Origin of the sequence: Rhodococcus sp. B7740, assembly GCF_000954115.1 — a bacterium.
In the GTDB taxonomy this organism is placed as follows: domain Bacteria; phylum Actinomycetota; class Actinomycetes; order Mycobacteriales; family Mycobacteriaceae; genus Rhodococcoides.
On the sequence record NZ_CP010797.1, the window covers coordinates 1,301,176 to 1,326,001 of the forward strand.

Annotated in this window: 28 protein-coding genes; 15 read left to right on the forward strand and 13 right to left on the reverse strand. The window is 66.0% G+C overall.

Annotated features, from left to right (window positions below):
* The first annotated feature begins 94 nt into the window (after positions 1-94).
* Both NY08_RS05915 and NY08_RS05920 read left to right on the forward strand, forming a co-directional pair.
* The gene (locus NY08_RS05915; protein ID WP_045195392.1) at positions 95-1,063 is read left to right on the forward strand and encodes a daunorubicin resistance protein DrrA family ABC transporter ATP-binding protein; all 969 of its coding nucleotides are present in this window, start codon (positions 95-97) and stop codon (positions 1,061-1,063) included.
* Positions 1,060-1,899 (forward strand): ABC transporter permease, encoded by an 840-nt coding sequence (locus NY08_RS05920; RefSeq protein WP_032397926.1) that lies wholly within the window; start codon positions 1,060-1,062, stop codon positions 1,897-1,899. The genes NY08_RS05915 and NY08_RS05920 overlap by 4 nt, the downstream gene beginning before the upstream one ends.
* Positions 1,900-1,913: 14 nt before the next feature.
* Here NY08_RS05920 and NY08_RS05925 read toward each other — a convergent pair whose 3' ends face one another.
* A complete protein-coding gene (locus NY08_RS05925) occupies positions 1,914-2,435 on the reverse strand; it encodes a CGNR zinc finger domain-containing protein (protein ID WP_045195393.1) in 522 nt (173 codons plus the stop codon).
* A 25-nt stretch (positions 2,436-2,460) separates the two neighbouring features.
* Here NY08_RS05925 and NY08_RS26235 point away from each other — a divergent pair, with 25 nt between their 5' ends.
* Complete coding sequence (locus NY08_RS26235) at positions 2,461-2,622, forward strand: hypothetical protein (RefSeq protein WP_176459288.1); 162 nt, start codon at positions 2,461-2,463, stop codon at positions 2,620-2,622.
* A 16-nt stretch (positions 2,623-2,638) separates the two neighbouring features.
* On the opposite strand, the gene NY08_RS05935 is transcribed toward NY08_RS26235, so the two are convergent.
* Together NY08_RS05935 and NY08_RS05940 are read right to left on the reverse strand one after the other, a co-directional pair.
* Positions 2,639-3,910 carry a class I SAM-dependent RNA methyltransferase gene (locus NY08_RS05935; protein ID WP_045195397.1) on the reverse strand — a complete coding sequence of 424 codons (1,272 nt, stop codon included), beginning with the start codon at positions 3,908-3,910 and terminating at the stop codon, positions 2,639-2,641.
* A complete protein-coding gene (locus NY08_RS05940; RefSeq protein WP_045199809.1) occupies positions 3,907-5,904 on the reverse strand; it encodes an APC family permease in 1,998 nt (665 codons plus the stop codon). Before NY08_RS05940 ends, NY08_RS05935 begins: the two co-directional genes overlap by 4 nt.
* A 176-nt stretch (positions 5,905-6,080) precedes the next feature.
* Here NY08_RS05940 and NY08_RS05945 point away from each other — a divergent pair, with 176 nt between their 5' ends.
* Positions 6,081-6,746 (forward strand): potassium channel family protein, encoded by a 666-nt coding sequence (locus NY08_RS05945; protein WP_045199811.1) that lies wholly within the window; start codon positions 6,081-6,083, stop codon positions 6,744-6,746.
* A gap of 49 nt (positions 6,747-6,795) precedes the next feature.
* The gene (locus NY08_RS05950) at positions 6,796-7,455 is read left to right on the forward strand and encodes a potassium channel family protein (RefSeq protein WP_032397923.1); all 660 of its coding nucleotides are present in this window, start codon (positions 6,796-6,798) and stop codon (positions 7,453-7,455) included.
* Here NY08_RS05950 and NY08_RS05955 read toward each other — a convergent pair.
* Together NY08_RS05955 and NY08_RS05960 are read right to left on the reverse strand one after the other, a co-directional pair.
* Positions 7,429-8,079: a DUF3159 domain-containing protein gene (locus NY08_RS05955; RefSeq protein WP_032398421.1), complete on the reverse strand. Its 651-nt coding sequence runs from the start codon at positions 8,077-8,079 to the stop codon at positions 7,429-7,431. The two genes, NY08_RS05950 and NY08_RS05955, sit on opposite strands and share 27 nt — an antisense overlap.
* A gap of 109 nt (positions 8,080-8,188) precedes the next feature.
* Positions 8,189-8,566 carry an OB-fold nucleic acid binding domain-containing protein gene (locus tag NY08_RS05960; protein WP_032397922.1) on the reverse strand — a complete coding sequence of 126 codons (378 nt, stop codon included), beginning with the start codon at positions 8,564-8,566 and terminating at the stop codon, positions 8,189-8,191.
* 121 nt (positions 8,567-8,687) lie between these two features.
* Here NY08_RS05960 and NY08_RS05965 point away from each other — a divergent pair, with 121 nt between their 5' ends.
* Positions 8,688-9,410, forward strand: a complete 723-nt coding sequence (locus NY08_RS05965; protein WP_235387120.1) for an alpha/beta fold hydrolase — start codon at positions 8,688-8,690, stop codon at positions 9,408-9,410.
* Here NY08_RS05965 and NY08_RS05970 read toward each other — a convergent pair.
* Positions 9,392-10,234 (reverse strand): DUF3710 domain-containing protein, encoded by an 843-nt coding sequence (locus tag NY08_RS05970; RefSeq protein ID WP_045195399.1) that lies wholly within the window; start codon positions 10,232-10,234, stop codon positions 9,392-9,394. The genes NY08_RS05965 and NY08_RS05970 overlap by 19 nt on opposite strands.
* 64 nt (positions 10,235-10,298) lie before the next feature.
* A complete protein-coding gene (gene dut, locus NY08_RS05975) occupies positions 10,299-10,751 on the reverse strand; it encodes a dUTP diphosphatase (RefSeq protein WP_032398419.1) in 453 nt (150 codons plus the stop codon).
* A 220-nt stretch (positions 10,752-10,971) separates the two neighbouring features.
* On the opposite strand from dut, the gene NY08_RS05980 reads away from it, so the two are divergent.
* Complete coding sequence (locus tag NY08_RS05980; protein WP_045199816.1) at positions 10,972-11,436, forward strand: DUF3093 domain-containing protein; 465 nt, start codon at positions 10,972-10,974, stop codon at positions 11,434-11,436.
* Between the two features lie 72 nt (positions 11,437-11,508).
* On the opposite strand, the gene NY08_RS05985 is transcribed toward NY08_RS05980, so the two are convergent.
* Positions 11,509-11,811 (reverse strand): DUF4193 domain-containing protein, encoded by a 303-nt coding sequence (locus NY08_RS05985; protein WP_027496891.1) that lies wholly within the window; start codon positions 11,809-11,811, stop codon positions 11,509-11,511.
* 544 nt (positions 11,812-12,355) lie between these two features.
* Here NY08_RS05985 and cei point away from each other — a divergent pair.
* Positions 12,356-13,036, forward strand: a complete 681-nt coding sequence (gene cei / locus NY08_RS05990; RefSeq protein WP_045199819.1) for an envelope integrity protein Cei — start codon at positions 12,356-12,358, stop codon at positions 13,034-13,036.
* Positions 13,037-13,051: 15 nt separating this feature from the next.
* Here cei and NY08_RS05995 read toward each other — a convergent pair whose 3' ends face one another.
* Positions 13,052-13,939: an inositol monophosphatase family protein gene (locus NY08_RS05995; protein ID WP_045199820.1), complete on the reverse strand. Its 888-nt coding sequence runs from the start codon at positions 13,937-13,939 to the stop codon at positions 13,052-13,054.
* Between the two features lie 187 nt (positions 13,940-14,126).
* Here NY08_RS05995 and ppgK point away from each other — a divergent pair, with 187 nt between their 5' ends.
* Complete coding sequence (gene ppgK / locus NY08_RS06000) at positions 14,127-14,948, forward strand: polyphosphate--glucose phosphotransferase (RefSeq protein ID WP_045195401.1); 822 nt, start codon at positions 14,127-14,129, stop codon at positions 14,946-14,948.
* A gap of 159 nt (positions 14,949-15,107) precedes the next feature.
* A complete protein-coding gene (locus NY08_RS06005; RefSeq protein WP_032397920.1) occupies positions 15,108-16,439 on the forward strand; it encodes an RNA polymerase sigma factor in 1,332 nt (443 codons plus the stop codon).
* Positions 16,440-16,508: 69 nt separating this feature from the next.
* On the opposite strand, the gene NY08_RS06010 is transcribed toward NY08_RS06005, so the two are convergent.
* Positions 16,509-16,868: a DUF952 domain-containing protein gene (locus NY08_RS06010; protein WP_032397919.1), complete on the reverse strand. Its 360-nt coding sequence runs from the start codon at positions 16,866-16,868 to the stop codon at positions 16,509-16,511.
* Between the two features lie 28 nt (positions 16,869-16,896).
* Positions 16,897-17,823, reverse strand: a complete 927-nt coding sequence (locus NY08_RS06015) for an EamA family transporter (protein WP_045195403.1) — start codon at positions 17,821-17,823, stop codon at positions 16,897-16,899.
* Between the two features lie 233 nt (positions 17,824-18,056).
* On the opposite strand from NY08_RS06015, the gene NY08_RS06020 reads away from it, so the two are divergent.
* On the forward strand, positions 18,057-18,251 hold the full coding sequence (locus tag NY08_RS06020) for a DUF7455 domain-containing protein (protein WP_027496884.1): 195 nt from the start codon (positions 18,057-18,059) through the stop codon (positions 18,249-18,251).
* Between the two features lie 113 nt (positions 18,252-18,364).
* Here NY08_RS06020 and NY08_RS06025 read toward each other — a convergent pair whose 3' ends face one another.
* Positions 18,365-20,104, reverse strand: a complete 1,740-nt coding sequence (locus tag NY08_RS06025; RefSeq protein ID WP_032397917.1) for a DEAD/DEAH box helicase — start codon at positions 20,102-20,104, stop codon at positions 18,365-18,367.
* A 190-nt stretch (positions 20,105-20,294) separates the two neighbouring features.
* Here NY08_RS06025 and NY08_RS06030 point away from each other — a divergent pair, with 190 nt between their 5' ends.
* Positions 20,295-21,407, forward strand: a complete 1,113-nt coding sequence (locus tag NY08_RS06030; protein ID WP_045195405.1) for a YihY/virulence factor BrkB family protein — start codon at positions 20,295-20,297, stop codon at positions 21,405-21,407.
* Here NY08_RS06030 and NY08_RS06035 read toward each other — a convergent pair.
* On the reverse strand, positions 21,380-21,616 hold the full coding sequence (locus NY08_RS06035; RefSeq protein WP_032398413.1) for a DUF3039 domain-containing protein: 237 nt from the start codon (positions 21,614-21,616) through the stop codon (positions 21,380-21,382). The two genes, NY08_RS06030 and NY08_RS06035, sit on opposite strands and share 28 nt — an antisense overlap.
* 93 nt (positions 21,617-21,709) lie before the next feature.
* On the opposite strand from NY08_RS06035, the gene NY08_RS06040 reads away from it, so the two are divergent.
* From NY08_RS06040 to NY08_RS06050, 3 genes are all read left to right on the forward strand, one after another.
* Positions 21,710-22,078, forward strand: coding sequence for a DUF3099 domain-containing protein (locus NY08_RS06040; RefSeq protein ID WP_032397916.1), 369 nt, complete (start codon positions 21,710-21,712; stop codon positions 22,076-22,078).
* A gap of 34 nt (positions 22,079-22,112) precedes the next feature.
* Positions 22,113-23,606 carry a N5-glutamine methyltransferase family protein gene (locus NY08_RS06045; protein ID WP_045195406.1) on the forward strand — a complete coding sequence of 498 codons (1,494 nt, stop codon included), beginning with the start codon at positions 22,113-22,115 and terminating at the stop codon, positions 23,604-23,606.
* Positions 23,607-23,784: 178 nt separating this feature from the next.
* Positions 23,785-24,756 (forward strand): sigma-70 family RNA polymerase sigma factor, encoded by a 972-nt coding sequence (locus tag NY08_RS06050; protein ID WP_032377730.1) that lies wholly within the window; start codon positions 23,785-23,787, stop codon positions 24,754-24,756.
* Positions 24,757-24,826 lie beyond the last annotated feature (70 nt).

Sequence of the window (24,826 nt, forward strand, 5' to 3'; positions counted from 1 at the left end):
TCGTTTGCGCAGATGTGGACCGCATTTCATCCTTGGTGGAGAATCGGACAATCGCGGGGAATCGGGCGGCGGCCCATCGGAGGAATCGAGAGACATGGCGGCGATCGAGACACACGGTCTGGTCAAACGTTTCGGAACGAACACCGCGGTCGACGGAGTCGACCTCTCCATCCCCTCCGGTGGTGTCTACGGCGTGCTCGGGCCGAACGGGGCAGGGAAGACGACGACCATCCGGATGCTGGCCACGCTGCTTCCGATCGACGGAGGCAGCGCCCGGGTGCTCGGTCACGACGTCGCGAGCGAACCGGAGGCCGTACGGCAGAAGGTCGCTCTGACAGGGCAATTCGCGTCTCTGGACGAGGATCTCACCGGTACGGAGAACCTGGTGCTGCTCGCCCGGTTGCTCGGCTACTCCCGTCCCGCCGCCCGATCACGAGCCGAGCAGCTGCTGACGGCATTCGACATCGCCGATGCCGGACCGCGACAGGTCAAGACGTACTCCGGCGGCATGCGCCGTCGCATCGACATCGCCGCCAGCATCATCGTCACTCCCGAACTGATCTTCCTCGACGAGCCCACCACCGGACTCGACCCTCGCAGCCGAAACCACGTGTGGGAGATCGTCCGCGCCTTGGTCGCAGGCGGGACGACTGTGTTGCTGACCACACAGTATCTGGACGAGGCCGATCAATTGGCCGGGCGTGTCGCAGTCATCGATCGCGGCAAGGTCATCGCCGAGGGAACGACGAGCGAGCTGAAGGCGTCGGTGGGATCGAATTCACTGCACCTGCGAGTTCTCGAGGCGTCCCAGCGGTCGGCCGCCGCAGGGATCCTGCGAGATCTACTCGGCAGCAATGTCACCGAGGACCCGGATCCGTCCACCGTCACCGCACGGTTGAGCAACCCGGCGCAGGCCGCGCCGGTCCTGCCTGCACTCGAGACCGCAGGCATCTCGATCGCGTCGTTCACGCTGGGACAGCCGAGCTTGGACGAGGTGTTTCTCGCTCTCACCGGGCACGACGCCGGTGCCACAGTCGAATCCGACCGGGAGGTTGCATCATGACCACCGAAGCCCAGCAGACGGCGCCACAGGCATCGACGATCATCGATGTACTCGGTGCCGCCGGGCCTCGCCCGCCTCGTCCGTCGTCGTTGTCGACGTCGTTGAGCTTCGGATGGCGAGCGCTGCTCAAGATCAAGCACGTTCCCGAGCAATTGTTCGACGTGACGGCCTTTCCCATCATGTTCACGTTGCTCTTCACGTACCTGTTCGGCGGCGCACTGGCCGGGTCGACCGAGGCGTACATCCAGTTCCTGCTCCCCGGCATTCTCGTGCAGACCGTGGTGATGATCACGATGTACACCGGAGTGACCATGAACAAGGACATCGAGAAGGGCGTCTTCGATCGATTCCGTTCGCTGCCCATCTGGCGGCCGTCGCCGTTGGTCGGTGCCCTGCTCGGCGACGTCGTGCGCTACACGCTGGCTTCGGTGATCGTGCTGATCCTCGGGCTGATCCTCGGTTTCCGGCCGCAGGGTGGTCTTGTCGGTGTGGTGGCGTCGATCGCTCTGCTGTTGCTGTTCTCGTTCTGCCTCTCCTGGATCTGGACCATGATCGCGATGATCGTCCGTACCGAGGCTGCGGTGATGGGGGTGTCGATGTTCATCCTGTTTCCGCTCACGTTCGCGAGCAACATCTTCGTCGACCCCAGCACGATGCCCGGTTGGCTGCGCGCGTTCGTCGACGTCAACCCGGTCAGCTTTCTGGTCACGTCGCTACGTGGACTGATGCAGGGCGATGTCGACACGGGCGGGCTTGGAGTGACGCTGATGCTGTGCGCGGCAATGCTGGCGGTGTTCGGGCCGATCACGATGCGCCTGTACAACCGAAAGTCCTGACGAACGCGCTGCGATCACGAGGCCGCGCGTGCTCGATGCCTGCGTACTGCGTCGCGATTGGAGCACACCGTTCCGCAGTACCGCTGCCTGCCCGTTCTCGAGGTGTCGGCGAAGGCGAGTGTGCAGTCTGCGGCGGCGCAGCGAGCGAGGCGAGACATCCCGCGTCCGGTCAGATGCAACGCGGTGCCGACGCTCACCAGGGCCCTGATGACCCCGCCGAGTTCGATGTTGGGGTCGCGATAGTGCATGTGCCAGCCGTCGTCGGCATGGTTGGTCAACCGTGGGTAGGCCGACGCCTGTGCCAGTAGAGCATTGAGCTCGTCGGCCCGATCGGCTTCGGTGCTCGCGTCCACCACCCGCGCCCAGTCACGCAGGAACTGGAGGGTGTCGACCAGATCGGCATCCGTGGCGATCCAGTCCGGTACGAGGCCGGCGTCCACGCAGCGTTCGCCCAGCTCGGTCGCCGACGTGGGCGGCGAATTGAGCAGGTCGATACCGAGTTTCACGGCATACTCGCCGTAAGGGTTGATGTGCACAAGACCATTACATCACGATGGACGCATGCACACCGAACACACCACACACACCTGGACCACCCACTCCACCCACGACACGAGCGAGGGGCTCGTCGGATACCAGGGCTGCCGGTGCGGTGCTCAGCGCATCGTGTCCGTTCCCATGCACACCTTCGCCCCGGTCGCCGAAGTTGCACACCGGATCTGATCGGTTGCCGCAGCCCTCACCGACGAACGAAACGACCGATGCACTCGACGTGGCTGGTCGACGGAAAGGCGTCGAAAGCGCGCATGTCGTCGAGCTCGTATCCAGCAGCCCGATACAAGCTCACATCCCGTGCGAACGAGGCCGGATCGCATCCGATGTGCACCACCGAACGCGGAGACCGGACGGCGACGGCATCGACGACGTCCCGTCCTGCTCCCGCGCGAGGTGGATCGAGCACCGCTACCGACACCGGATCGGTCAACGCATCGATCGAGCGCTCGACCCGACCCGGCACGAACGTGACCTGCGGCAGATCCCGCAGCGCCGAACGGCCGTCCTCGGCTGCCCGACGAGAGAACTCGACACTGGTGACCCGGCCGCTCGGACCCACACGATCGGCCAGGGCGGCGGCGAACACCCCGACGCCTCCGTACAGATCCCACGCACCGTCACCCGACGTGGCGTCCGCCCATTCCCGCACCACATCGGTGTACACCTGCGGCGCGCCGCGGTGAGCCTGCCAGAACCCGGTGGCGTCGAGGGTCCATGCCCTGCTCGAGACGTATTCGGTCACCCGACCCGATCCGATCACGGCCTTCTCGGGCCGGGAGCGAGACGACGCTGCCCGACGCGCCGACGCTCCACGACGACCCGGCGATCGGCGTCCGGTGGGCGAGAGTTGCGCCGGCGCGATCTCCACCACATGCCGCTCGCCGTGCCCGTCGAGCACCACCTGCAGCTCGGCACCCGGCCGCCACTGCTGATCCGACAGTCCCACGAACGCGGCAGAATCCATTTGGGGACAGGTGAGTTCGGTGACGATCGAGCTACTGCGATAGCGGTGATAGCCGGGCCTACCGCCGGCATCGACGGCGAGTCGCACTCGGGTTCGCCACCCGGTTCCGTCGCCGGACCCCGGTAGTTCCTCCACCTGCACCTCACGCTCGATTCCGGCGACGCGGCGAAGCTGTTCGGCGACGACGAACGACTTCAGTCGCCGCCCGGCATCGGCAGTGGCGTGGGAGTAGTCGCAGCAGCCCGAGCCGCCCGGTCCGGCAATGGGACAGCGCGCGTCCACTCGGTCCGGCGAGGCCGACAGAATCTCGACGGCATCGGCACGACAGAACGACCCGCCTCGATCTTCGGTCACCTTGGCCAGGACCCGTTCACCGGGCAATCCGTGACGCACGAACATCACCCGGCCGTCGTGGCGGGCCACGCAGAATCCTCCGTGCCCCGGCGCGCTCAGTTCGACCTCCAGCAGCAGCCCGAACCAGCTCTCGCTCACTTGCCCGCCGGAGGCTCGTAGCCGCGACGCGACGCACCGGGCGCATTGCCGAGCACCTCACGCTTGGCCTTCTCGGACGACCGCAGCTGCCACGGCACGCTCGTGACCATCACGCCCGGCTGGAACAGCAGGCGAGACTTCAGTCGCAACGCGCTCTGATTGTGCAGAACCTGCTCCCACCAGTGACCGACCACGTACTCGGGAATGAAGACCGTGACGACGTCCCGAGGCGAGTCGCGGCGAACCCGTTTCACGTAGTCCAGGACCGGTTTGGTGACTTCTCGGTAGGGCGACTCGACGACCTTGAGCGGCACCGAGACGTCACTGGCTTCCCACTCCCGAACCAGTGCGCGAGTATCGGCTTCGTCGACGTTGACGGTCACGGCCTCGAGGGTGTCGGGCCTGGTTGCTCGGGCGTACGCCAACGCGCGCAGGGTCGGCATGTGCAGCTTCGAGACCAACACGATCGAGTGTGTGCGGCTGGGCAGAACTCCGTCCCATTCCTCGTTCTCGAGCTCCCGCGCCACGGTGTCGTAATGCTTTCTGATCATGCGCATCAGGACGAAGATCGCCACCATCGCCACGATCGCGATCCACGCGCCGGCGGCGAACTTGGTGATCAACACGATGACCAGCACCGTTCCGGTCATGCCGAGACCGACTCCGTTGACCACCCGTGAGCGGTGCATGCGCCGCCGTTGCTCGGGATCGGTCTCGGTGGCCAACAGCCGCGTCCAGTGCCGAACCATCCCGGTCTGACTGAGGGTGAACGAGACGAACACCCCGACGATGTAGAGCTGAATGAGCTTGGTTACCTCGGCACCGAACGCGACGACGAAGACGATCGCAGCTCCGGACAGAAAAAGGATGCCGTTGCTGAAGGCAAGACGGTCGCCACGAGTGTGCAGCTGCCTCGGCAGGTACCGGTCCTGGGCCAGAACCGAACCGAGAACGGGGAAGCCGTTGAACGCGGTGTTGGCCGCAAGTACCAGGATGAGGGCCGTGACGGTCGTGATGAAGAAGAATCCAGCGGGGAATCCGCTGAACACCGCCTCCGCGAGCTGCGCGATCAACGTCTTCTGCTGGTACCCCTCCGGCGCGCCGACCAGCTGAATATCGGGATCCAGGGCGTACTTGATGCCGATCTTCTGTGCGAGCACGATGATGCCCATCAGCAATGTGATGCCGATGGCTCCGAGCAGCAACAAGGTGGTCGCGGCGTTACGCGACTTCGGCTTCTCGAATGCGGGTACCCCGTTGCTGATGGCCTCCACCCCGGTCAGCGCCGCGCAACCGGAAGAGAAGGCGCGCGCGATGAGGAACGCGAATGCGATGCCGTACAGGTGCGAATCCTCGGCCTTCAGATCGAAGGTTGCCGATTCTGCATGAATGTCGTCGCCGAGAACGTAGACCCGGAACAGGCCGTACGCCAACATCAGGAACATGCCACCCATGAAGGCATACGTCGGGATCGCGAACGCAGCCCCGGACTCGCGGATGCCCCGAAGATTGACGGAGGTGACCAGGACGATGGCCACCACGGCGAACAGCACCTTGTGCTGGGCCACGAACGGAACCGCTGATCCGATGTTCGACGCCGCCGCCGAGATCGACACCGCCACGGTCAACACGTAGTCGACCAACAGTGCGCTGCCGACCGTCAATCCGGCCGCGGGGCCCAGGTTTGTGGTCGCGACCTCGTAGTCGCCGCCGCCGGACGGATAAGCATGCACGTTCTGTCGATAGCTGGCCACAACGACGGCCATCACCACGCAGACGGCGAGACCGATCCACGGGGTGAAGGCGACTGCCGAGATGCCCGCCACCGACAGCACCAGGAAGATCTCTTCCGGTGCATAGGCAACCGACGACATGGCGTCCGAGGCGAACACCGGCAACGCGATCCGCTTGGGAAGCAACGTATGACCGAGCTTGTCACTGCGGAACGGCTTACCGAGCACTAGCCGCTTGGCGGCAGTCGAGACCTTGGACACGCACAGAAGCGTAGGCCGTCCTCCTGCGGACGTCTCAACCACGCGCCCGAAACTGCGTCGGAGCGCACCCTCGGTCGGTACGGTGACCGATCCCCCGATACGTTGGTGCACGCCTGCCGGTCGTGGCAGTGTCGGTCGGCAGTGGTCGACCATCGAGATCGGGACGGAGCTGGGCGTTGTACGTAGTTGTGATGGGATGTGGCCGCGTCGGCGCATCGCTGGCCGGGGCGCTCGAACGCATCGGACACGAGGTCGCGATCATCGACCGCGACGAAACAGCCTTTCTGCGCCTGGACCCCGACTTCGCCGGGCATCGCGTCGTAGGCATGGGTTTCGACCGAGATGTGTTGGTGAGCGCGGGAATCGAGAAGGCCGAGGCCTTCGCGGCCGTGTCGTCCGGCGACAACTCCAACATCATCTCCGCCCGTGTCGCTCGAGAGACGTTCGGCGTCGACAAAGTGGTCGCAAGGATCTACGACGCCAAGCGCGCGGCCGTCTACGAACGCCTCGGCATCCCGACGGTCGCCACCGTCCCCTGGGCCACCGATCGTTTTCTGCACAACCTGTTGCGCGACGACCCCACCACCAAATGGCGCGATCCCTCGGGCAGCGTCGCCGTCGTCCTGCTCGACTTCCACGACGCCTGGATCGGCAAGAAGCTCTCGGTACTCGAGGACGCCACCAACTCGCGGGCCGCGTTCGTCATCCGGTTCGGCAGCGGACTGCTACCGGACAAGCGAACCGTGATCCAGGCCGGCGACGAGGTGTACGTCGCCGCGGTCTCGGGAACCGTCGCCGAAGCCATTGCGCTGGCAGGCAACCCGCCGCCCCCGGACGACTGATGCACGAGCGCACGTTCCCCACCTCCCCCATCGACCCGAACGGGAAGCCATGAAAGTCGCTATCGCCGGAGCCGGCGCAGTCGGCAGATCCATCGCACGCGAGCTGATCCGCAGCGAACACGATGTGATGCTCCTCGAACGCAAACTCGACCACGTCGATCAGGCCGCCATCCCGGAAGCGGAATGGGTGTTGGCCGACGCGTGCGAGTTGAGTCTGCTCGAAGCCGCGCACCTCGAGAATTACGACGTGGTGATCGCTGCCACCGGAGACGACAAAGCCAACCTGGTGCTCAGCCTGCTGGCCAAGACCGAGTTCGGCGTCAACCGCGTGGTGGCCCGGGTCAACGATCCGCGCAACGAATGGCTGTTCGACGCTGCCTGGGGTGTCGATGTCGCCGTGTCCACCCCGCGCATGCTCGCGTCCCTGGTCGAGGAGGCCGTATCGGTGGGCGACCTCGTTCACCTGATGACGTTCCGTAAGGGTCAGGCCAACCTCGTCGAGATCACGCTGCCGGAGAACACTCCCCTGGCGGGCAAGCCGGTCCGCAAGCTCCAATTGCCCAGGGACGCAGCGTTGGTGACGATTCTGCGCGGCGGTCGAGTAATCGTTCCCCAGCACGACGATCCGCTGGAGGGCGGCGACGAACTGCTGTTCGTCGCGGCCAAAGAGGTCGAGAACGAACTACGCGCCGCTGTCGGCCTGATCTGACGGCCGGTCCTGCTTGCGGTCTTCGCTCGACGCTGCGTCGAGCGCACGATCGGCCGCACGCACGGCCCAGAGCGTGACCAACAGCGCCACTCCCGTGAGCGGCCAGCCCATGCCGATGCGGGCAACGGCGAGCCAACCCGTCTGGTCGGAGTCGTAGAGCTGGGACTGAACGATGTATCGGGCACCGAACACCGACGCCCAGGCGATCGTGGCCACGTCGTAGTACCGCACGGCCGACCGGTTGCCACGCCACGACGTTCCGTTGCCGTTGAGGTATCCCCAGATGATGCCGACCAACGGCCAGCGCGCGAGCACCGACAGCACGAACGCCGCGCCGTAGGCGAGCGAGGTGTAGATGCCGAACAGGAAGTAGCCCTTGGCATCTCCCGTCCGGTATGCGATGAATGCGCAGATTCCGACCCCGAAGAATCCCGAAATGGCGGGCTGAATCGGGCTACGACGAACCAGCCGCCACACCAACACCGCAGCGGCGACACCCAGAGCGGACCACAGAGCAGCGGCGAGACCGGCATAGCTGTTCACCGGAACGAAGACGACGACGGGCAAGGTCGAGTAGACGAGCCCGCTCAACCCGCCGAGCTGCTCGAGGACGGTGGGAGCCACCTTCTCGGCGGTCGTCGACGCGTCGGGCGCAGGTTCCGGCGTCGTCGACGGGGGCGGCACGAAATCGTCGCTGTTGGTCACGACAACGAGAGTGCCATACCGGCGACGATCAGCTGTCGTCGCGCAGTTCGTAGTAGGGGTTGTAGACGATCTTGCGTCCGTCGCGCTCGCCGACGCGTCCGCGAACGAGCAGAGTCTTGCCGGGCTCGATTCCAGCGATCTTGCGTCGTCCGATCCACAGCAGCGTCACCGTGTCGGTGCCGTCGAAGAACTCGGCCTCGATGTTGGCGTTGGCCGCCTTCGAACAGGCTTCGACGCTGCGCAGTCGACCCAGCATCGTGACTTCTTCACCTCGCGAGCAATCGCACGCCCGCCGAGCCCCGGAGGCTTCGGAGGTTTCGGCCATCTCCTCGGCATCGAGTTGATCGATGTCCTCTGTCAACTTCCGCGTCAGACGGCGAAAGTATCCTGCGGCAGCGGGTGCCATTCTGTGCTCCAGCGGTGTGGGTCGTCCCCTCGTCGGGGTGGTACTTCGCCACTGTAGACCCGAAGTGTCACGCTGACCAACCGTCGTCACAGCGGTGTCGGCAGGCGTGCACAATCGTGTCGTGCACAGCCGATTCGACACCAGCACCGCGATCGTTCTACCGGGGACGGGGTCCGATGCGCGGTTCGCCGCCGACGCGTTCTCGGCGGCATTCGACAGTGTGGGATTGACCACCGTGGCCGTCGAACCCGACCCGACCGCGGTGGTGGAAAGCTACCTGTCCGCCCTCGACGACGCAGCACATCGCCTCGGACCCGTCGTGGTCGCAGGGATATCCCTCGGGGCGGCCGTCGCGATTCGCTGGGCTGCCGACAACGCATCGAACACCGCGGCTCTCGCACTCGCGCTGCCTGCGTGGACCGGAGACCCGGCCGGCTCCCCCGCGGCCCTGAGTGCGGAGTTCACCGCGCGATCCCTGCGCGAGCAGGGACTCGACGTCGTCACCGCGGCGATGGCAGCGTCGAGCCCGCCGTGGCTCGCGCGCACTCTGCGCCGGTCCTGGGCTGCCCAGTGGCCCGCCCTTCCCGGCGCGCTGGACGAGGCGGCTCGCCACCGCAGCCTCGAACTCGACGAGCTCGCTCGGATAGAGGTACCCGCTGTCGTCGTGGGTGCGGTGGACGATGCAGTCCATCCGATCGAGGTCGCTCGACAGTGGGCTCGGGCACTGCCGAACTGCGAGCTGCGCACGGTGACCCTGGACGGCATAGGAAGCGACCCGGGAAGCCTCGGCCGAGCGGCCGTCGACGGTCTCGACGAGCGATCGGGTCAGCCGCCCAGCTGCTGAATTGCCGATCCCGACGCTCCCCGACGCGGCGCTCGGTCACGCTCGGCAGCGGTCGGCTGCGGAGCCGTTTCCTGTTGCGGCGCTGCAGATTCCGACGTCGGTACCGCAGCCCGAGGCTCCGCGGCCGGTTGCGCCGCGCTCTGCTGAGCTGCCGCCTGCTGCTGTGCGGCTGCCGCGAGCTGCTCGGCCAACACCTGCGGCAACACCACCGGTAGCGGTGTCCGAACGGGGTGCGGTTCGGTACCCCGATCCACCACGGTCTGCCGCAGGATCGTGTGTGCCAGCCGGACGAGCGGTTGGCCCTCGGCCACCGCGCCCGAGGGACCCGCCAGCACGCAGCGAACCATCCAGCGATATCCGTCGACTCCGATGAAGCGCAGGTCTGCGTTGGCCGTGACACCGAGCAGTTCGCGTCCCCACGGACCCGTCTCGACCGTCGTCTCGGCCTTGTCGTTGCGCAGAGACGTCGCCAGATCCGCTGCCACCTCACGCCACTGACCGGGCGATTTCGGTGCCGCGTATGCCGCGATGGTGATGCGCCCGAACTGCGTGACGATGTGCACTGCCTGCGGGCTGCCTGCCTGCGACATCTCGACCTGGAGTTGCCCGCCCTCCGGCAACGGAATCAGTACCGAACCGAGGTCGAGACGCGTCGCCGCGACCGTCTCGCGATCGTCGTCGAGGTCCCCGAGGTCGTGGGGACCGTCGGCGGCCGTGTTCGCGGCCTCGATATCGTCGTCCTCGTCCTCGACGCTGTCGACGAATGGCTCCGCACCGGGCGCGGAGGCACTGCCGGCGTCGTTCTTCTTACGCCGTCCGAACATGTTCAACTCTCTTCTTCTCGGTTGCTTCCACTGTGCCTGCCCGCGGCGAACGTCGTGGCGGAACTCACTGCTCCAGACTCGCATGGCCACCGGTCGAACCGTGACCACCGGCCCCTCGAACGGTGTCGTCCAACTCGTCGACCTCGACGAAAGTCACCAGCTCGACTCGCTGCACGAGCAGTTGAGCAATACGGTCGCCTCGCTCGAGCTCGATCGGAGTGTGCAGGTCGTGATTGATCAGACAGACCTTGATCTCGCCGCGATATCCGGCATCGATGGTGCCCGGGGTGTTGACCACCGACAGACCCGATTTCGCCGCCAACCCCGATCGCGGATGCACCAGTCCGACGGTTCCGACCGGGAGAGCGATCGCGATTCCGGTCCCCACCAGGACGCGTTCGCCCGGAGCGATTGTCACTGCGGCCGTCGTTCGCAGATCGACTCCCGCATCACCCTCGTGCGCCCGTGTCGGCACCGGAAGCTCCGGATCGAGTCGGCGCACCCGGACCTCGGACAACGGATCGGAGGGTCGGCGCGGGGTGCGTGGTCGGTCGACGGACGGTTCGGTGCCGGTCTCGGTGACTTCGTCGCTCACGTCGAACGAGACTACGCTGGCCGGCTTCGGTCTCGGTGTGGCGACTACCCTGGGACTCGTGACTGCAGATCGACAGGCCGAACACGCGTCGGAGTCCGGCGACTCCACCCCCGACACGGGCTCCACCGCACCCGAGAACTCGGTGCTGTACTCCGAGCGACTGTGGGTACCGATCTGGTGGTGGGGAGCGGGCGCGGCCGTCGCTGTGTTGCTGGCTGCGGAGATCCACATGGGTGCGCCCGGCATCCGTGCCTGGCTGCCCTACGTCGTGTTGCTCCCGCTCATCGCGTGGGCGTTGTTCGCCTTCAGCAGGCTGCGCGTCGAGGTGGTCGCCGGTGCGACCGGTGCCGAGTTACGCGTCGGGTCCGCTCATCTGCCCCTCGATGTGGCGTCCAAGGCCGCCGTCGTTCCCGGGACAGCAAAAAGTGCGGCGCTGGGAAGGCAGCTCGATCCGCTGGCCTTCGTGCAGCACCGCACCTGGGTGAAACAGATGGTGATCGTGGTCCTCGACGACCCCGACGATCCGACGCCCTACTGGCTGATCAGCACCAAACGCCCCGAGGAGCTGTTGGCCGTCCTGACCGCGCACGGTGTCGAGGCGCGCTGACCTGCCGGTCGCTCGACGGTCGGAGCCGTCGACACAGACCTGACCGAACCGATCAGGTCTGTGCGGAGAAGGTCACGCCGCGCAGTCGCGGCACATCAGAACACCGTTGGCGTCACTGGCCAGACGGCTGCGGTGATGGACCAGGAAGCAGCTCGAGCAGGTGAACTCGTCGGCCTGCTTGGGAACCACCCGGACCGAGAGCTCCTCACCGGACAGATCTGCACCCGGGAGCTCGAAGGACTCCGCGGTGTCGGATTCGTCCACGTCCACCACGGCGGACTGGGCCTCGTTGCGTCGGGCCTTCAATTCTTCGAGCGAGTCCTCCGACACATCGTCGGATTCTGTTCTTCTCGGTGCGTCGTAGTCGGTTGCCATTGTCCTCGTACCCCTCATCTTCGTGCGTGTGTGTGGTGAAAGCTGCCGATATGGTCGGCTTGTGGCCGTCGGCTGTGAAGAGGGCGCTTGCTCGCTCCCACCGATGTTCGTATCTGTCGAATCGTTCGTCGTCGCGCGGTGCCCGAAACTACACCGGGTAGTTCCCAGAACTCGCCGGTTGAAACCCGATCGAGACCTCGCTCACCTGATCGATTGGTGCACCGGCGTCCGATTCTTGAAGCACCGCGGCCGCCAGACAATAGCCGAAGCCGGTGGCAAAGCAGAAACCGAACCGCCGACGAGTCCATCACCTGGGTGCACGCCGCATCAACACCGGGATGGGCAGCTTCATTCCACCCTTCACAGAACACTTCTCGGTGCCGGTTTCGGCCTCCGAATCGGCCATCGCGCACTGGATCGAAGGAGGGTACGGCCGAGTGTGCCGCCCTCGCGCACCCCGGCCATCTACAGTGGGCACCGCGTCGGTGTGAACCGACTCTGCGAACCGGTCTCGGCGACTGCCGACGGAAAGGCGAAGATCACTGTGGTTTCTCTGATCACCGAAGGCCATTCGGTCGACGGCAAAGGTCGTCCGTTCCGTCGACGCCGTGCGTTTCCGATCATCGCGGTCTTCACGGTGCTCGCTCTCCTCGGAGTGCTGGTGTGGGTCAAGGTGTTCACCACCGCCGAGGCCACCTCGGCGACCGCCGAGTGCAATGCCCCGACCACAGCCGCCGCGACGGACGGTACCCAGCCGGTACCGCTCGGCGAGGAAGTGGACCCGTCGACCCTGCTCGACGTCGAGCCCGCCGCCCTGTCCGCATCGAAGGTCCGTGTCTTCAACGCGAACGGTGAGCGCGGACAGGCCGCTCACGTGGCCGCCCAGCTCAGCGATTACGGGTTCGCCAGCGCACCGGATGTCCAGGTCGGCAACGATCCGGTCTACGTCGACCAGAACATGCAGTGCCAGGGCCAGATTCGGTTCGGCCCGGCCGGCCTGGCGGCAGCGAGCGCGGTGTCGCTGGTCGCCCCATGCGCCGAACTCATCGAAGATGCCCGCACCGACGACTCGGTCGATCTGGCACTCGGTACCTACTTCAGCGAGATCCAGCCCAACGACGACGCCGAGGAAGTGCTGCGCACTCTGGCCGGGGCCGCACCCGGTACTCCGCCTGCCCCACTCGATGCCGATCTGCTCTCGGCAGCACGCGAATCCCGCTGCTGACGCGCCGACGGCCTGTCAGCCGGGAATCGGATCGAGGGCGCCCGCGCTGCGCAGGACGGCCACGAACGCGTCCGCGATCCCCGGGGCCGTTGCCACCGTCACCGCACCCTGCGCACTGCTGCTGTTGGCGGCGGGCACCCTGACGATCGCGCCTGCCTCGGCGGCGATCAGCGCACCCGCCGCCCAATCCCACGGACTGAGTCCGTGTTCGAAGTGAGCGTCCACCACTCCGGACGCGACCATGCAGAGATCGAGCGCAGCCGAACCGATCCGGCGTATGTCTCGCACCTGAGGCAGCAGTTCGGCGATGATCGCGCCCTGCACCGCTCGACGCCCTGATCCGTAGCCGAATCCGGTGGCCAACAACGTCATCGACACGTCGGTCACACCGGAACAGCGCAGCTGCTCCTGCGTACCGTCGGCCCTCTCCACCGTCGCCCCACGCCCGAGGGCGGCCGAGTAGACGAGCCCGCGGGCAACATCGATCACGGCCCCGGCAACACTGACACCGTCGATCTGGACCGCGACCGAGACCGCGTACGCCGGAATTCCGTACATGAAGTTGACGGTTCCGTCGATCGGGTCCAACACCCAGCGCACACCGTCGAGCGAGTCGTCGTCGCTGCCTTCCTCCTCTCCGAGAATCGCATCCTCCGGCCGCAGCCGCGCCAGCATCTCGCGCAGGACGCGCTCGGTCTCGGTGTCCACGACGGTCACCGGATCGGTCGGAGTGCTCTTGGAGTGCACCGCGCCGTCACCCTCGGTCGAATCGCCGCCGAAGACCTCCGGGCGGCGCCGTCCGACATGCTCGGCGGCTCGCGTCGCGACCCGTACGGCGACCTCGCGCAGCGCATCGACCTCGCGCGTGTTCGATCCCTCGGCTGCCACCTGCCCTTCCGGCAATCGTGTACTGGCGGTGTCGGTCTGCGATCGGTCTGGTGTCGGCACGCGTACATCGCAACACACACCGACCTCCGAGCACCACCGCAGCGACCGCCGATGACGTCGGCGTCCCGCGAGCGCCGAAACGCACTATTGTTCGGAGGCGACGGCATCACACGGATTCGATCACGCCAGGAGCGGCATCCTCATGACACAGGCAGGTTCGGACAACACCACCGCTGCGGCAGCGCGCCAGGGATTCGGCGTGGACGTGGGCGGCAGCGGCATCAAGGGCGGAATCGTGGACCTGAGCACCGGAGAGCTCGTCGGCGACCGCCACAAGATCGAGACGCCGCAACCGTCGACCCCCGATGCCGTCGCGCGCACCGTCGCCGAGATCGTCGCGCACTTCGAATGGACCGGCCCGGTGGGCGTGACGTTGCCCGCCGTGGTGACCGGCGGTGTCGCTCGCTCGGCCGCCAACATCGACAAGTCCTGGATCGACACCGACGCCCGCGCGTTGTTCGCGAAGGCCATCGGCACCGACAACGTCACCGTGCTCAACGATGCGGATGCGGCCGGAGTGGCCGAGGACAAGTACGGCGGCGGCAAGGGCAAGGACGGAGTCGTCGTGCTGTTGACGTTCGGCACGGGGATCGGTTCGGCCGTCCTGCACAACGGGGTTCTGCTTCCCAACACCGAATTCGGCCACATGGAGATCGACGGCAAGGAAGCCGAGCATCGTGCGGCGTCGTCGGTGAAGGAGAACCAGGGACTGTCCTACAAGGAGTGGGCCAAGGAGGTCTCGAAGGTTCTCGAGACGTTCGAGGCGCTGTTGTGGCCGGATCTGTTCATCGCAGGCGGCGGCATCAGCCGCAAGAGCGAGAAGTGGATTCCGCACCTGACCAATCGCACGCCCGTGGTTCCGGCAACCCTGCTGAACACTGCCGGAATCGTCGGTGCCGCTCTCGCAGCGGACTCCGCCGTACCGTCCGCCGAGACCGGTACGTCCGCGGGATCGGCACACTGACACGCGGGTTGCCACCTGCATAGGGCAAGGGTCGGTAACAAACTCCTGAGAGGTCGTTACAATGGTGTGTGCCGGTACGCAGCCGGCCGAATCCGAAGACCTCTCCGCCGGAAACAACTCTGGCGTGACGCCGCACGACTTCGTCACGAAAGGGCGTACGTGGCAGCCACCGATATCCGTCAGACCGTAGATTCCGAAACCGAGTCTGCGACACCTGCACCTGCTGTCAAGGCACCCGCTGCGAAGGCACCGGCAAAGAAGGCTCCCGCCAAGCGCGCCGCAGCCAAGAAGGCACCGGCGAAGAAGGCCGCAGCAAAGAAGACAGCAGCCGCACCGGCATCCGGGGACGACGCCGACGAGAGCACTCCCGGCATCGAGGACATCGACATCTCCGAGGGCGACCTCGCCGCTGCCGCCAACGATGTCGTCGAGGTGGTCGCTGCAGGTGACGACACCGAGGAGGACGTCACCGCCGAGCCGACCGCCGAGGACAAGGCATCCGGTGACTTCGTCTGGGACGAAGAAGAGTCCGAGGCACTGCGCCAGGCCCGTAAGGACGCCGAGCTCACCGCGTCCGCCGACTCCGTCCGCGCCTACCTCAAGCAGATCGGCAAGGTCGCGCTCCTCAACGCAGAGGAGGAAGTCGAACTGGCCAAGCGCATCGAGGCCGGCCTGTTCGCGGTCGAGAAGATGCGCGAGTCCGCGGAGAAGGGCGAGAAGCTCCCCGTTGCGCAGCGCCGCGACATGACGTGGATCTGCCGTGACGGTAATCGCGCCAAGAATCACCTCCTCGAGGCAAACCTTCGTCTCGTCGTCTCCCTCGCCAAGCGCTACACCGGCCGTGGCATGGCTTTCCTGGACCTCATTCAGGAAGGCAACCTCGGTCTGATCCGCGCGGTCGAGAAGTTCGACTACACGAAGGGCTACAAGTTCTCGACGTACGCCACGTGGTGGATCCGACAGGCGATCACCCGGGCCATGGCCGACCAGGCCCGCACCATCCGTATTCCGGTGCACATGGTCGAGGTCATCAACAAGCTCGGCCGTATCCAGCGCGAGCTGCTCCAGGATCTGGGCCGCGAACCCACCCCTGAAGAGCTGGCGAAGGAAATGGACATCACGCCGGAGAAGGTGCTGGAGATCCAGCAGTACGCGCGTGAGCCGATCTCGCTCGACCAGACCATCGGTGACGAGGGCGACAGCCAGCTCGGCGACTTCATCGAGGATTCCGAGGCGGTCGTCGCCGTGGACGCCGTGTCGTTCACGCTGCTCCAGGATCAGCTGCAGTCGGTTCTCGAGACGCTGTCCGAGCGCGAGGCGGGCGTGGTTCGACTGCGATTCGGCCTCACCGACGGTCAGCCCCGCACCCTCGACGAGATCGGTCAGGTCTACGGTGTCACGCGCGAGCGGATCCGTCAGATCGAGTCCAAGACGATGTCCAAGCTGCGGCACCCGTCGCGTTCTCAGGTACTGCGCGACTACCTGGACTGATTCGTTCGCTCCACCTCCAACAACGACCGCCGATCACGTGATCGGCGGTCGTTGTTCTGTGCGCGGGCGTCACACCTGCGGCACCCCGAACGTTCCGTCAGGCCCCGGCCGATAGTCGAGCACTGCCGTGACGGCCGCGATCGGAAGCGGTCCGTACAGGTGCGGAAAGCGCATGGACTCCGGATCGGACGGTACCCCCGGTTCCCACCGAACGGGTGCAGTCAGACGAGTCGGATCGACCCGTAGCAGAACCAGATCCGTGCGGCCCGGGAAGAGCCGGTTCGCAGGCAAGTGCACTTGCTCGGGTGTGGACAGATGCACGAAGCCCACGGATTCGTACGAGTCCGGGGTGTAGTCGGCCCGACCACGCATCGCGAGCCACTCCCCTGCCGTACAGATGTGAACGAGGTCGTCCTGCTTGCTGGTCACAAGTCCATTCTGCCGTGTCGTGCGCGGGTCAGGGCGGCGGAATGTCGGCAACGACCCGATCTCTTCGGGTCGGCAGCCCACCGACCACGACTGCCACGATGACGGCCAGGATTCCGAGAGCCTCGTACGTCGTCGGAATCTGAGTCAGCACCACGGCACCGACCACCGTCGCCGTTGCCGGAAGCAGAGCCAGCAACAACGCGAAGCGGGCCCGGCCCACTCGCACCAGGACGTACTGATCGAGAACGTAGGGAACCACACTCGACAACAGCCCGACGCCCAAACCGAGAACCCAGATCCGCCAGTCTCCCAACGCATTCGGGTGCGCGACCGCGAACGGCCCGAACAAGGGAACGGCCAGGAGCACGGACGCGATTGCGAAACCGGCAGCCATGTCGTCGAGTCCCTGGCCTGCGTCGGCAACCGACTTGCCCAGCACGATGTAGGCAGCCCACAGCGCCGCCGAGCCCAGCGCGAACGCGATCCCGACCAACCCCACCTCGCCGCCCTCGAACTGCGCAGAGGCGATGGCTCCGACGCCGGCCACCACCAGCAGCAGCGCGCACACGTCGGCAGGCCTTCTGGACCCGGCAGCGGCGACCGCGATCGGCCCGAGAAACTCGATGGCCACGGCCGCGCCGAGCGGCAACCTGGCGATCGCCTCGTAGAACATCGCGTTCATGCCGATCGTCGCACCGCCGAACGCGGCGGCCGTGATCGCCCGACGCACGGTCCATGCGCCGGCACCGGCCCGACGCCGCCACGGCCGCCGCCAGAGCACCAACACCAGCGCCGCACCGAACCCGCGCAGCCACGCCACCGCGGCCGGATCGACGGTGTCGAACAGGAACACACCGATCGCCGCACCGACGTACATGCACAGCGCACCGATCACGAACAGCGAGGGGATACCCAGCTTCGATGCGCCGGAGAGCGAAGTAGAAGTCGAAGCCACACCGGCGACCCTACTGCCGCGGCACGGGCGGACTCCGATCAGCTGTCAGCGAACACCGTCGACGGCGTTCCTGCTCGTGAACGATGTTTCGTGTTAGTGACAACACAAAGAAACGCGCTCGGGAACAACGCATGACCGCCATACGTCTGACAGAGTGAACGGACCGCGCCATACCGACGCGGCGGACCGGCCCCAGGCGAACGGGACAACCCGCAAGCCAGTACGGAGGAGTCATGCCCGGAACATTGACCAGCCCACAATTGACAGCAGCGGACCGGTGCGACCGGTGCGGTGCAGGGGCTCGCGCGCGTGTCGTGCTCTCGACCGGTGGAGAACTTCTCTTCTGCGGTCACCACGCCACCGAGCACGAAGCCCGTTTGCGTGAAGTGAACGCAACGGTGATGACCGAATCGGACTCCACGGTGTAACCCACCTTTTGTGTCGGGGGAAAACAGGTTCGCCACGATCGACGAACACAACGACGAAGACGGACGGTCACCAGACCGTCCGTCTTTTTCGTGCCCGGACCCGCCGGGGATCTCTACATCTTCCGCAACTGCGCGATTCGCTCACCCAACTGATCCGCCGACGCCATCGCCGTCGGCGGGCCACCACAGATTCGTCGCAGATCGCCGTGAATCACCCCGTGCGGCTTCCCGGTGCGGTGGTGGTACACCGCAACCAAACTGTTCAGTTCACGCCGCAGACCGGCCAACTGGCCCGCACTGGTGGCCCTGTCGTTGACGACGGCAGGTGCCGGAACCGCCGGTCCGGCGGCCGGCTTGTCGATCTGTTCCTGTTGGCGCTGGCGCAGCAGGTCGCGCATCTGCGTCGCGTCGAGCAAACCGGGCAGACCGAGATAATCGGCTTCCTCGTCGCTGCCCGAGAACGTCGCGGTACCGAACGACGAACCGTCGTAGATCACCTGGTCCAGTTCCGCATCCGCGCCCAGCGAGGTGTACGCCTTCTCCTCCTCGCCCAGCTCGTCCTTCTGCTTGTTGGCGTCGGCCAACAACTCGTCGTCGAAGCCGTCCTTCTCGCGGTGCGGCTTGCCGAGGATGTGATCGCGTTGCGCCTCGAGCTGCGACGCGAGGTCCAGCAGCACCGGTACCGACGGCAGGAAGACGCTCGCCGTCTCACCCTTGCGCCGAGACCGCACGAATCGGCCGATGGCCTGCGCGAAGTACAGCGGGGTCGACGCACTCGTCGCGTAGACACCGACGGCCAGACGCGGAACGTCGACGCCCTCGGACACCATGCGGACGGCAACCATCCACCGCTGGTCGCTCTTGCCGAACTCGGCGATGCGGGCGGAGGACGTGGGGTCGTCCGAGAGCACGATCGCAGGCGTCTCCCCCGTGATGACCTCGATCAGTTTCGCGTAGGCCCGCGCCACCGTCTGATCGGTCGCGATGACCAGACCGCCGGCATCGGGCATGCCGCCTGCGCGCAGTTGCGCGAGCCGGGTGTTGGCCGCCAACAGCACCGCAGGCATCCAGTCGCCCTGCGGATCCAGAGCGGTGCGCCATGCCCGCGCGGTCTGTTCGGCATTGAGCGGCTCCCCCAGCCGAGCGGTGTATTCCTCGCCTGCACTGTCCCGCCAGCGTGCCTCACCGGAGTACGCGAGGAACACGACCGGACGGACGACGCCGTCCGCGAGAGCATCGGAGTAGCCGTACGCGTGATCGGCCTTGGACCGCATCAACCCGTCCTGATCGGGTTCGTAGTTGACGAACGGGATGGGACTGTCGTCGCTACGGAACGGCGTACCGGTCAGTGCGAGACGTCGGGTGGCGTCTCCGAACGCTTCGCGAATTCCCTCACCCCAGCTCTTCGCGTCGCCGCCGTGGTGGATCTCGTCGAGAATCACGAGGGTCTTGCGTGATTCGGTGCGCACTCGATGCTTGAACGGGTGCGAGGCGATCTGCGCGTACGTCACGACCACGCCGTGATAGTCGCTGGACGTCTGACCGGTCGAGTTCGAGAAGCGCGAGTCCAAGGCGATTCCGACCCTGGCGGCCGACTCCGCCCACTGGTGCTTGAGGTGTTCGGTGGGCGCAACGACCGTCACCTGGTCGACGGTGCGATGCGCGAGCAGCTCTGCGGCCACCCGGAGGGCGAAGGTCGTCTTGCCTGCGCCGGGCGTCGCGACCGCGAGGAAATCCTTGGGCGAGGCGACGAGATACTTCGTCAACGCCCGTCGCTGCCACGCACGCAGCGGTGCGCCCCCGATCGCGGGAGCGGCAGTCTGCTCGGTGGACGGTGGTGTGGGATCGAACATGTCAGCGCTCACTGGCCGCCGGTTCCTGGCATCGATGTAAATTCCTCGCGCTCTCGGTAGCCCTGCAGTGTCCGCGGAGGAGCCTATCGCTCCGCACCGACCGATCCCACATCGCTGGGGTGAGTCGGATGCGACACGGCGAGTCGGCTGTTAGGCGAAGTCGCCTGTCGTCAGGAATGCTGGAGGAACCATGAGCGAGTCTGCAGGCGGAACTCCACCACCGGAACGGTTGTCGGCGAGAAGGCCGATACACGCCGCGTGGAAAGTGACTCTGCGCACTCTGAGCAAGGCATGGGACGACTCGATCTTCAGCAAGGCCGCAACGGCCGCGTTCTGGCAGACGTTGTCGCTGCCACCGCTGTTGCTCGGCGTGCTGGGCAGCCTGGGACTCGTCGGCGGATGGTTCGGACCCAACACCGTCGAGATCATCGAGTCCAAGATCATCACGTTCAGCAACACGCTCTTCAGCGGTAGCGTCGTGGACCAGATCATCGCTCCGACGGTCAAGGACGTTCTCGCCCAGGGAAGCGGGGAGATCGTGTCCGTCGGCTTCCTGCTCTCGTTGTGGGCCGGGTCCTCTGCGATCTCGACGTTCGTCGACTCCATCGTCGAAGCGCACGGTCAGGCCGACGCACGACATCCCGTCTGGCAGAGGTTCTTCGCGCTGCTTCTCTACGTGGGCTTCCTGGTGATCGCGGTCTTCGTACTTCCGCTCGTCGCACTCGGACCGGTGTACGTGCAGCAGATCCTGCCCGACTCGTGGATCACCGTGGGCAGCGAGGTCATCGACTTCTTCTACTATCCGGCCGTCGGGCTCCTGCTGATCATCGGTTTGACCACGCTGTACAAGGTGGCCCTGCACACCTCGCTGCCCTGGCATCGCCTCCTCGGCGGAGCTCTGCTGGCCGGGGTGTTCTTCATGATCGCGAGCGCGGTACTGCGCCGGTACCTCGGCTGGGTGACCAGCACCGGATACACCTACGGCGCGCTGGCGACGCCCATCGCGTTCCTGCTGTTCACGTTCTTCCTCGGCTTCGCCGTCGTTCTCGGTGCCGAGTTCAACGCAACGATCCAGGAGTTCTGGCCCGCCCGGGCGACACGAATGGACCAGATGCGGGAGTGGATCGCGGCGCAGGCCGCCACCGACGACAAGCCGTCGGGACCGGTGACCGCCGTCGCTCGACGGCTGGCCACGGGGCCGATCAAACTGACCGGCGACCGAGCCCGTTCGGATCGACCGGAACCGACCCAGGACCGGCACCCGGGCGACGGTGCTCAGTCGCCTTTCTTGAGACCCTCGTAGACCTTCTTGCAGTCCGGGCACACCGGTGATCCGGGCTTCGCGGACTTGGTGACGGGAAACACCTCACCGCACAGCGCGACGACGTGTGTACCCATCACCGCGCTCTCGGCGATCTTGTTCTTCTTCACGTAGTGAAAGAACTTCGGCCGGTCGTCATCGGTGGTTTCGTCCGGTGCGATATCGGGACGGTCCTTCGTCTGAGTGCTCATGAACACAGATTAATCCGTGCATCCACAGCACGGGGTAACCGGTTCCACAGCTCGTCGTATGCATTCTGTGAGCAGTAGTGCCACAGTGGAGGTATGACGAGAACCCCAGGGTTCGACGGAAGCGCGTACAGCGACTCGCCGGATGGGCCCGTCCTGATCACCGAGGCGCAGCAATCGGTCGAGGAGCAGCACAAAGCTCGCGTCCGCAAATACATGTTCATCATGTCGTTCCGTATCCCGGCGCTGGTGTTGGCTGCCATCGCGTACGGGATGTGGATGAATCCGTGGATCTCCATGGCGATAGTCGGAGCGTCCATCCCACTGCCGTGGATGGCGGTGCTGATCGCCAACGATCGGCCGCCCCGCACCAAGGACGAGATGAGCCGATACGACTACCGGACCGTGGACAGGCCGCAACTGGAATCGAGCAACCACCGCGTGATCGAACCGGGCGACGACTGACGGCCCCGGCCGTCGCCGGTGCGACACTTGCGTCGTGACTGCACCGAATTCCACGTCCCCGCTCACCGTCGCCTGCTCCGGTCTTCGTGAGGCCTTCGAGCGGGCGGGATACGACGCCGACGGCGTACTGACACTGCTCGGCGAAGACGCCCACGCTGCCCTCGGTCGCAGCGAACCGGTGCCGGTACGCAACGCCAGTCGGGACGGGGGTGCGCTGGGTGTTCTGGTACGCCTGTTCCTTCTCGTCGACGACTGCCCCGAGTCCGACGTCGCCGACGCCATCGCGCCACTGACGGTCGCCGACGCCGTCGCGGCCGGGATTCTCTCCCGATCGGGATCGACGGTGCGGACGCTGCTCGACATTCGGCCTCTCGACGCCGGCCACGGGACTCGATGGATCGTCTCGGATCCCGACGGCAGCATGCGTGCCGCCGAGACCGCTCCCGATCACGTGCTCGGCGTCGGACAGGCTTCCCTGTCTCTGTTGCGCGGAACGCCCACGTCGCCGGCGACCAGTGTTCTCGACGTCGGTACCGGCTGCGGCGTCCAGGCCGTACACGCCTGCGGCTACGCAGAGCAGGTGACCGCGACCGACATCAGTCCGCGATCGATGGACCTCGCTGCGGCGACGATGGCGCTCAACAACCTCGACGTCGAGTTGCTGCACGGTTCCTGGTTCGAGCCCGTCGCCGGGCGTCGGTTCGATCGCATCGTCGCCAACCCGCCCTTCGTCGTCGGCCGCGCCGAAGTGCAGCACTCGTACCGCGATTCCGGCCTCGACCTCGACGGAGCGAGCGCTCTGATGATCGGCCGAGCCCCGGACCACCTGACGCTCGGCGGTACTGCGGCGATCCTGGCGTCCTGGGTGCACGTCCGCGGCGAGGACTGGCGCGCGCGGGTGGCGTCGTGGCTGCCTGCGCACGGCATCGACGCCTGGGTCGTCGAGCGTGACGTCGCCGATCCCGCGCTCTACGTGGGCACGTGGATGCGCGACGGCGGACTCGATCCACGCGATCCCGACGCAGCCGCGGTGGCACAGTCCTGGCTCGATCACTTCGCCGCCGCCGACGTGGAAGGAATCGGTTTCGGGTTCGTGTATCTCCGCAGAACGGACGAGCCCACCGATCTTCTCGCGGAGGAACTCACTCATGGCTTCTCCGACCCGCTCGGCAACGAATCGATCGAGTACTTCGCGCGGCTGGACTGGCTGCGGGAGCACGACATTCTCGACTCGGTGCTCACCGTCGACCCGAACACCGCGCTCGAACGCGTCTACCTTCCCGGCGAGGAGGGCTGGGCCGAAGTGGCGGTGCGGGTCCATCGCGGGAACGGCCCGCAGTGGCAACACGACATCGACGAACTCGGTGCGGCTCTGCTCGCCGGGCTGCGACCCGACGGTCTACCGGTCGGTGAACTGGTGGAGTTGCTCGCTGCTGCGCACGGCGAGGACGCCGAGGAACTGGCAGTGCATGCGGTGACGATGATGCAGGGTCTCGTCCGGCACGGGTTGGTTGTGCCGGCTCGATGAGTCGCCGACATCGACCCGGGAGAGCGCGCGTTCCCGGCGGCTTCACTTCTCAGCAACTTCTCAGGACGAACATGACGTAATCCCTGGTCACGCGGGTATCCACGGGATCGGCGTGGGAACTTATCGGAGTCTCCCAAGCGTTGAGCCTTGTGAGACACCACCGACCAGGAGGCAAGTCATGACCAGCCCCAGCACCACGATTCGTCCGCGGCCAACCGATGCCGATCTGGACGCTCAGAGCCCAGCAGCCGATCTCGTTCGCGTGTACCTCAACGGCATCGGCCGCACCGCATTGCTGACGGCTGCCGAAGAGGTCGATCTGGCCAAGAGGATCGAGGCCGGTCTCTACGCGAAGCAGGTTCTCGAGAACACGAAGCGACTGAGCGCGGTCAAGAAGCGCAACCTCGCCATCATCGTTCGCGACGGAAGTGCTGCGCGTAGCCACCTGCTCGAAGCGAACCTTCGCCTGGTCGTGTCTCTCGCCAAGCGCTACACCGGTCGCGGGATGCCCCTGCTCGACCTGATCCAGGAGGGCAACCTCGGACTCATCCGCGCGATGGAGAAGTTCGACTACGCCAAGGGCTTCAAGTTCTCGACCTACGCGACGTGGTGGATTCGTCAGGCCATCACCCGCGGCATGGCAGATCAGAGCCGCACGATCCGGCTGCCCGTCCACCTGGTCGAGCAGGTCAACAAATTGGCCAGGATCAAGCGTGAGCTGCATCAGCAACTCGGCCGCGAGGCGACGGACGAGGAACTGTCGAGCGAATCGGGCATCGCGGTGGAGAAGATCGCGGATCTGCTCGACCACAGCCGTGACCCGGTCAGCCTGGACATGCCGGTCGGCAGCGACGAGGAAGCGCCTCTCGGCGACTTCATCGAGGATTCCGAGGCGACGTCCGCCGAGAACGCCGTCATCGCCGGCCTGTTGCACAGCGACGTCCGTGTCGTCCTCGGAACTCTCGACGAGCGAGAGCAGCAGGTCATCCGTCTGCGCTACGGCCTGGACGACGGACAGCCCCGCACCCTCGATCAGATCGGCAAGCTCTTCGGGCTCTCTCGCGAGCGCGTCCGTCAGATCGAGCGCGAGGTGATGGTCAAGCTTCGGCAGGGCGACCGCGCCGAGAAGCTGCGGTCCTACGCCAGCTGAGCACAGCCACCGACCGGTGCAGCAGCGGTGACCATCCCCGTTCGCTGCACCTCACGCGGTAGCCGGGCCG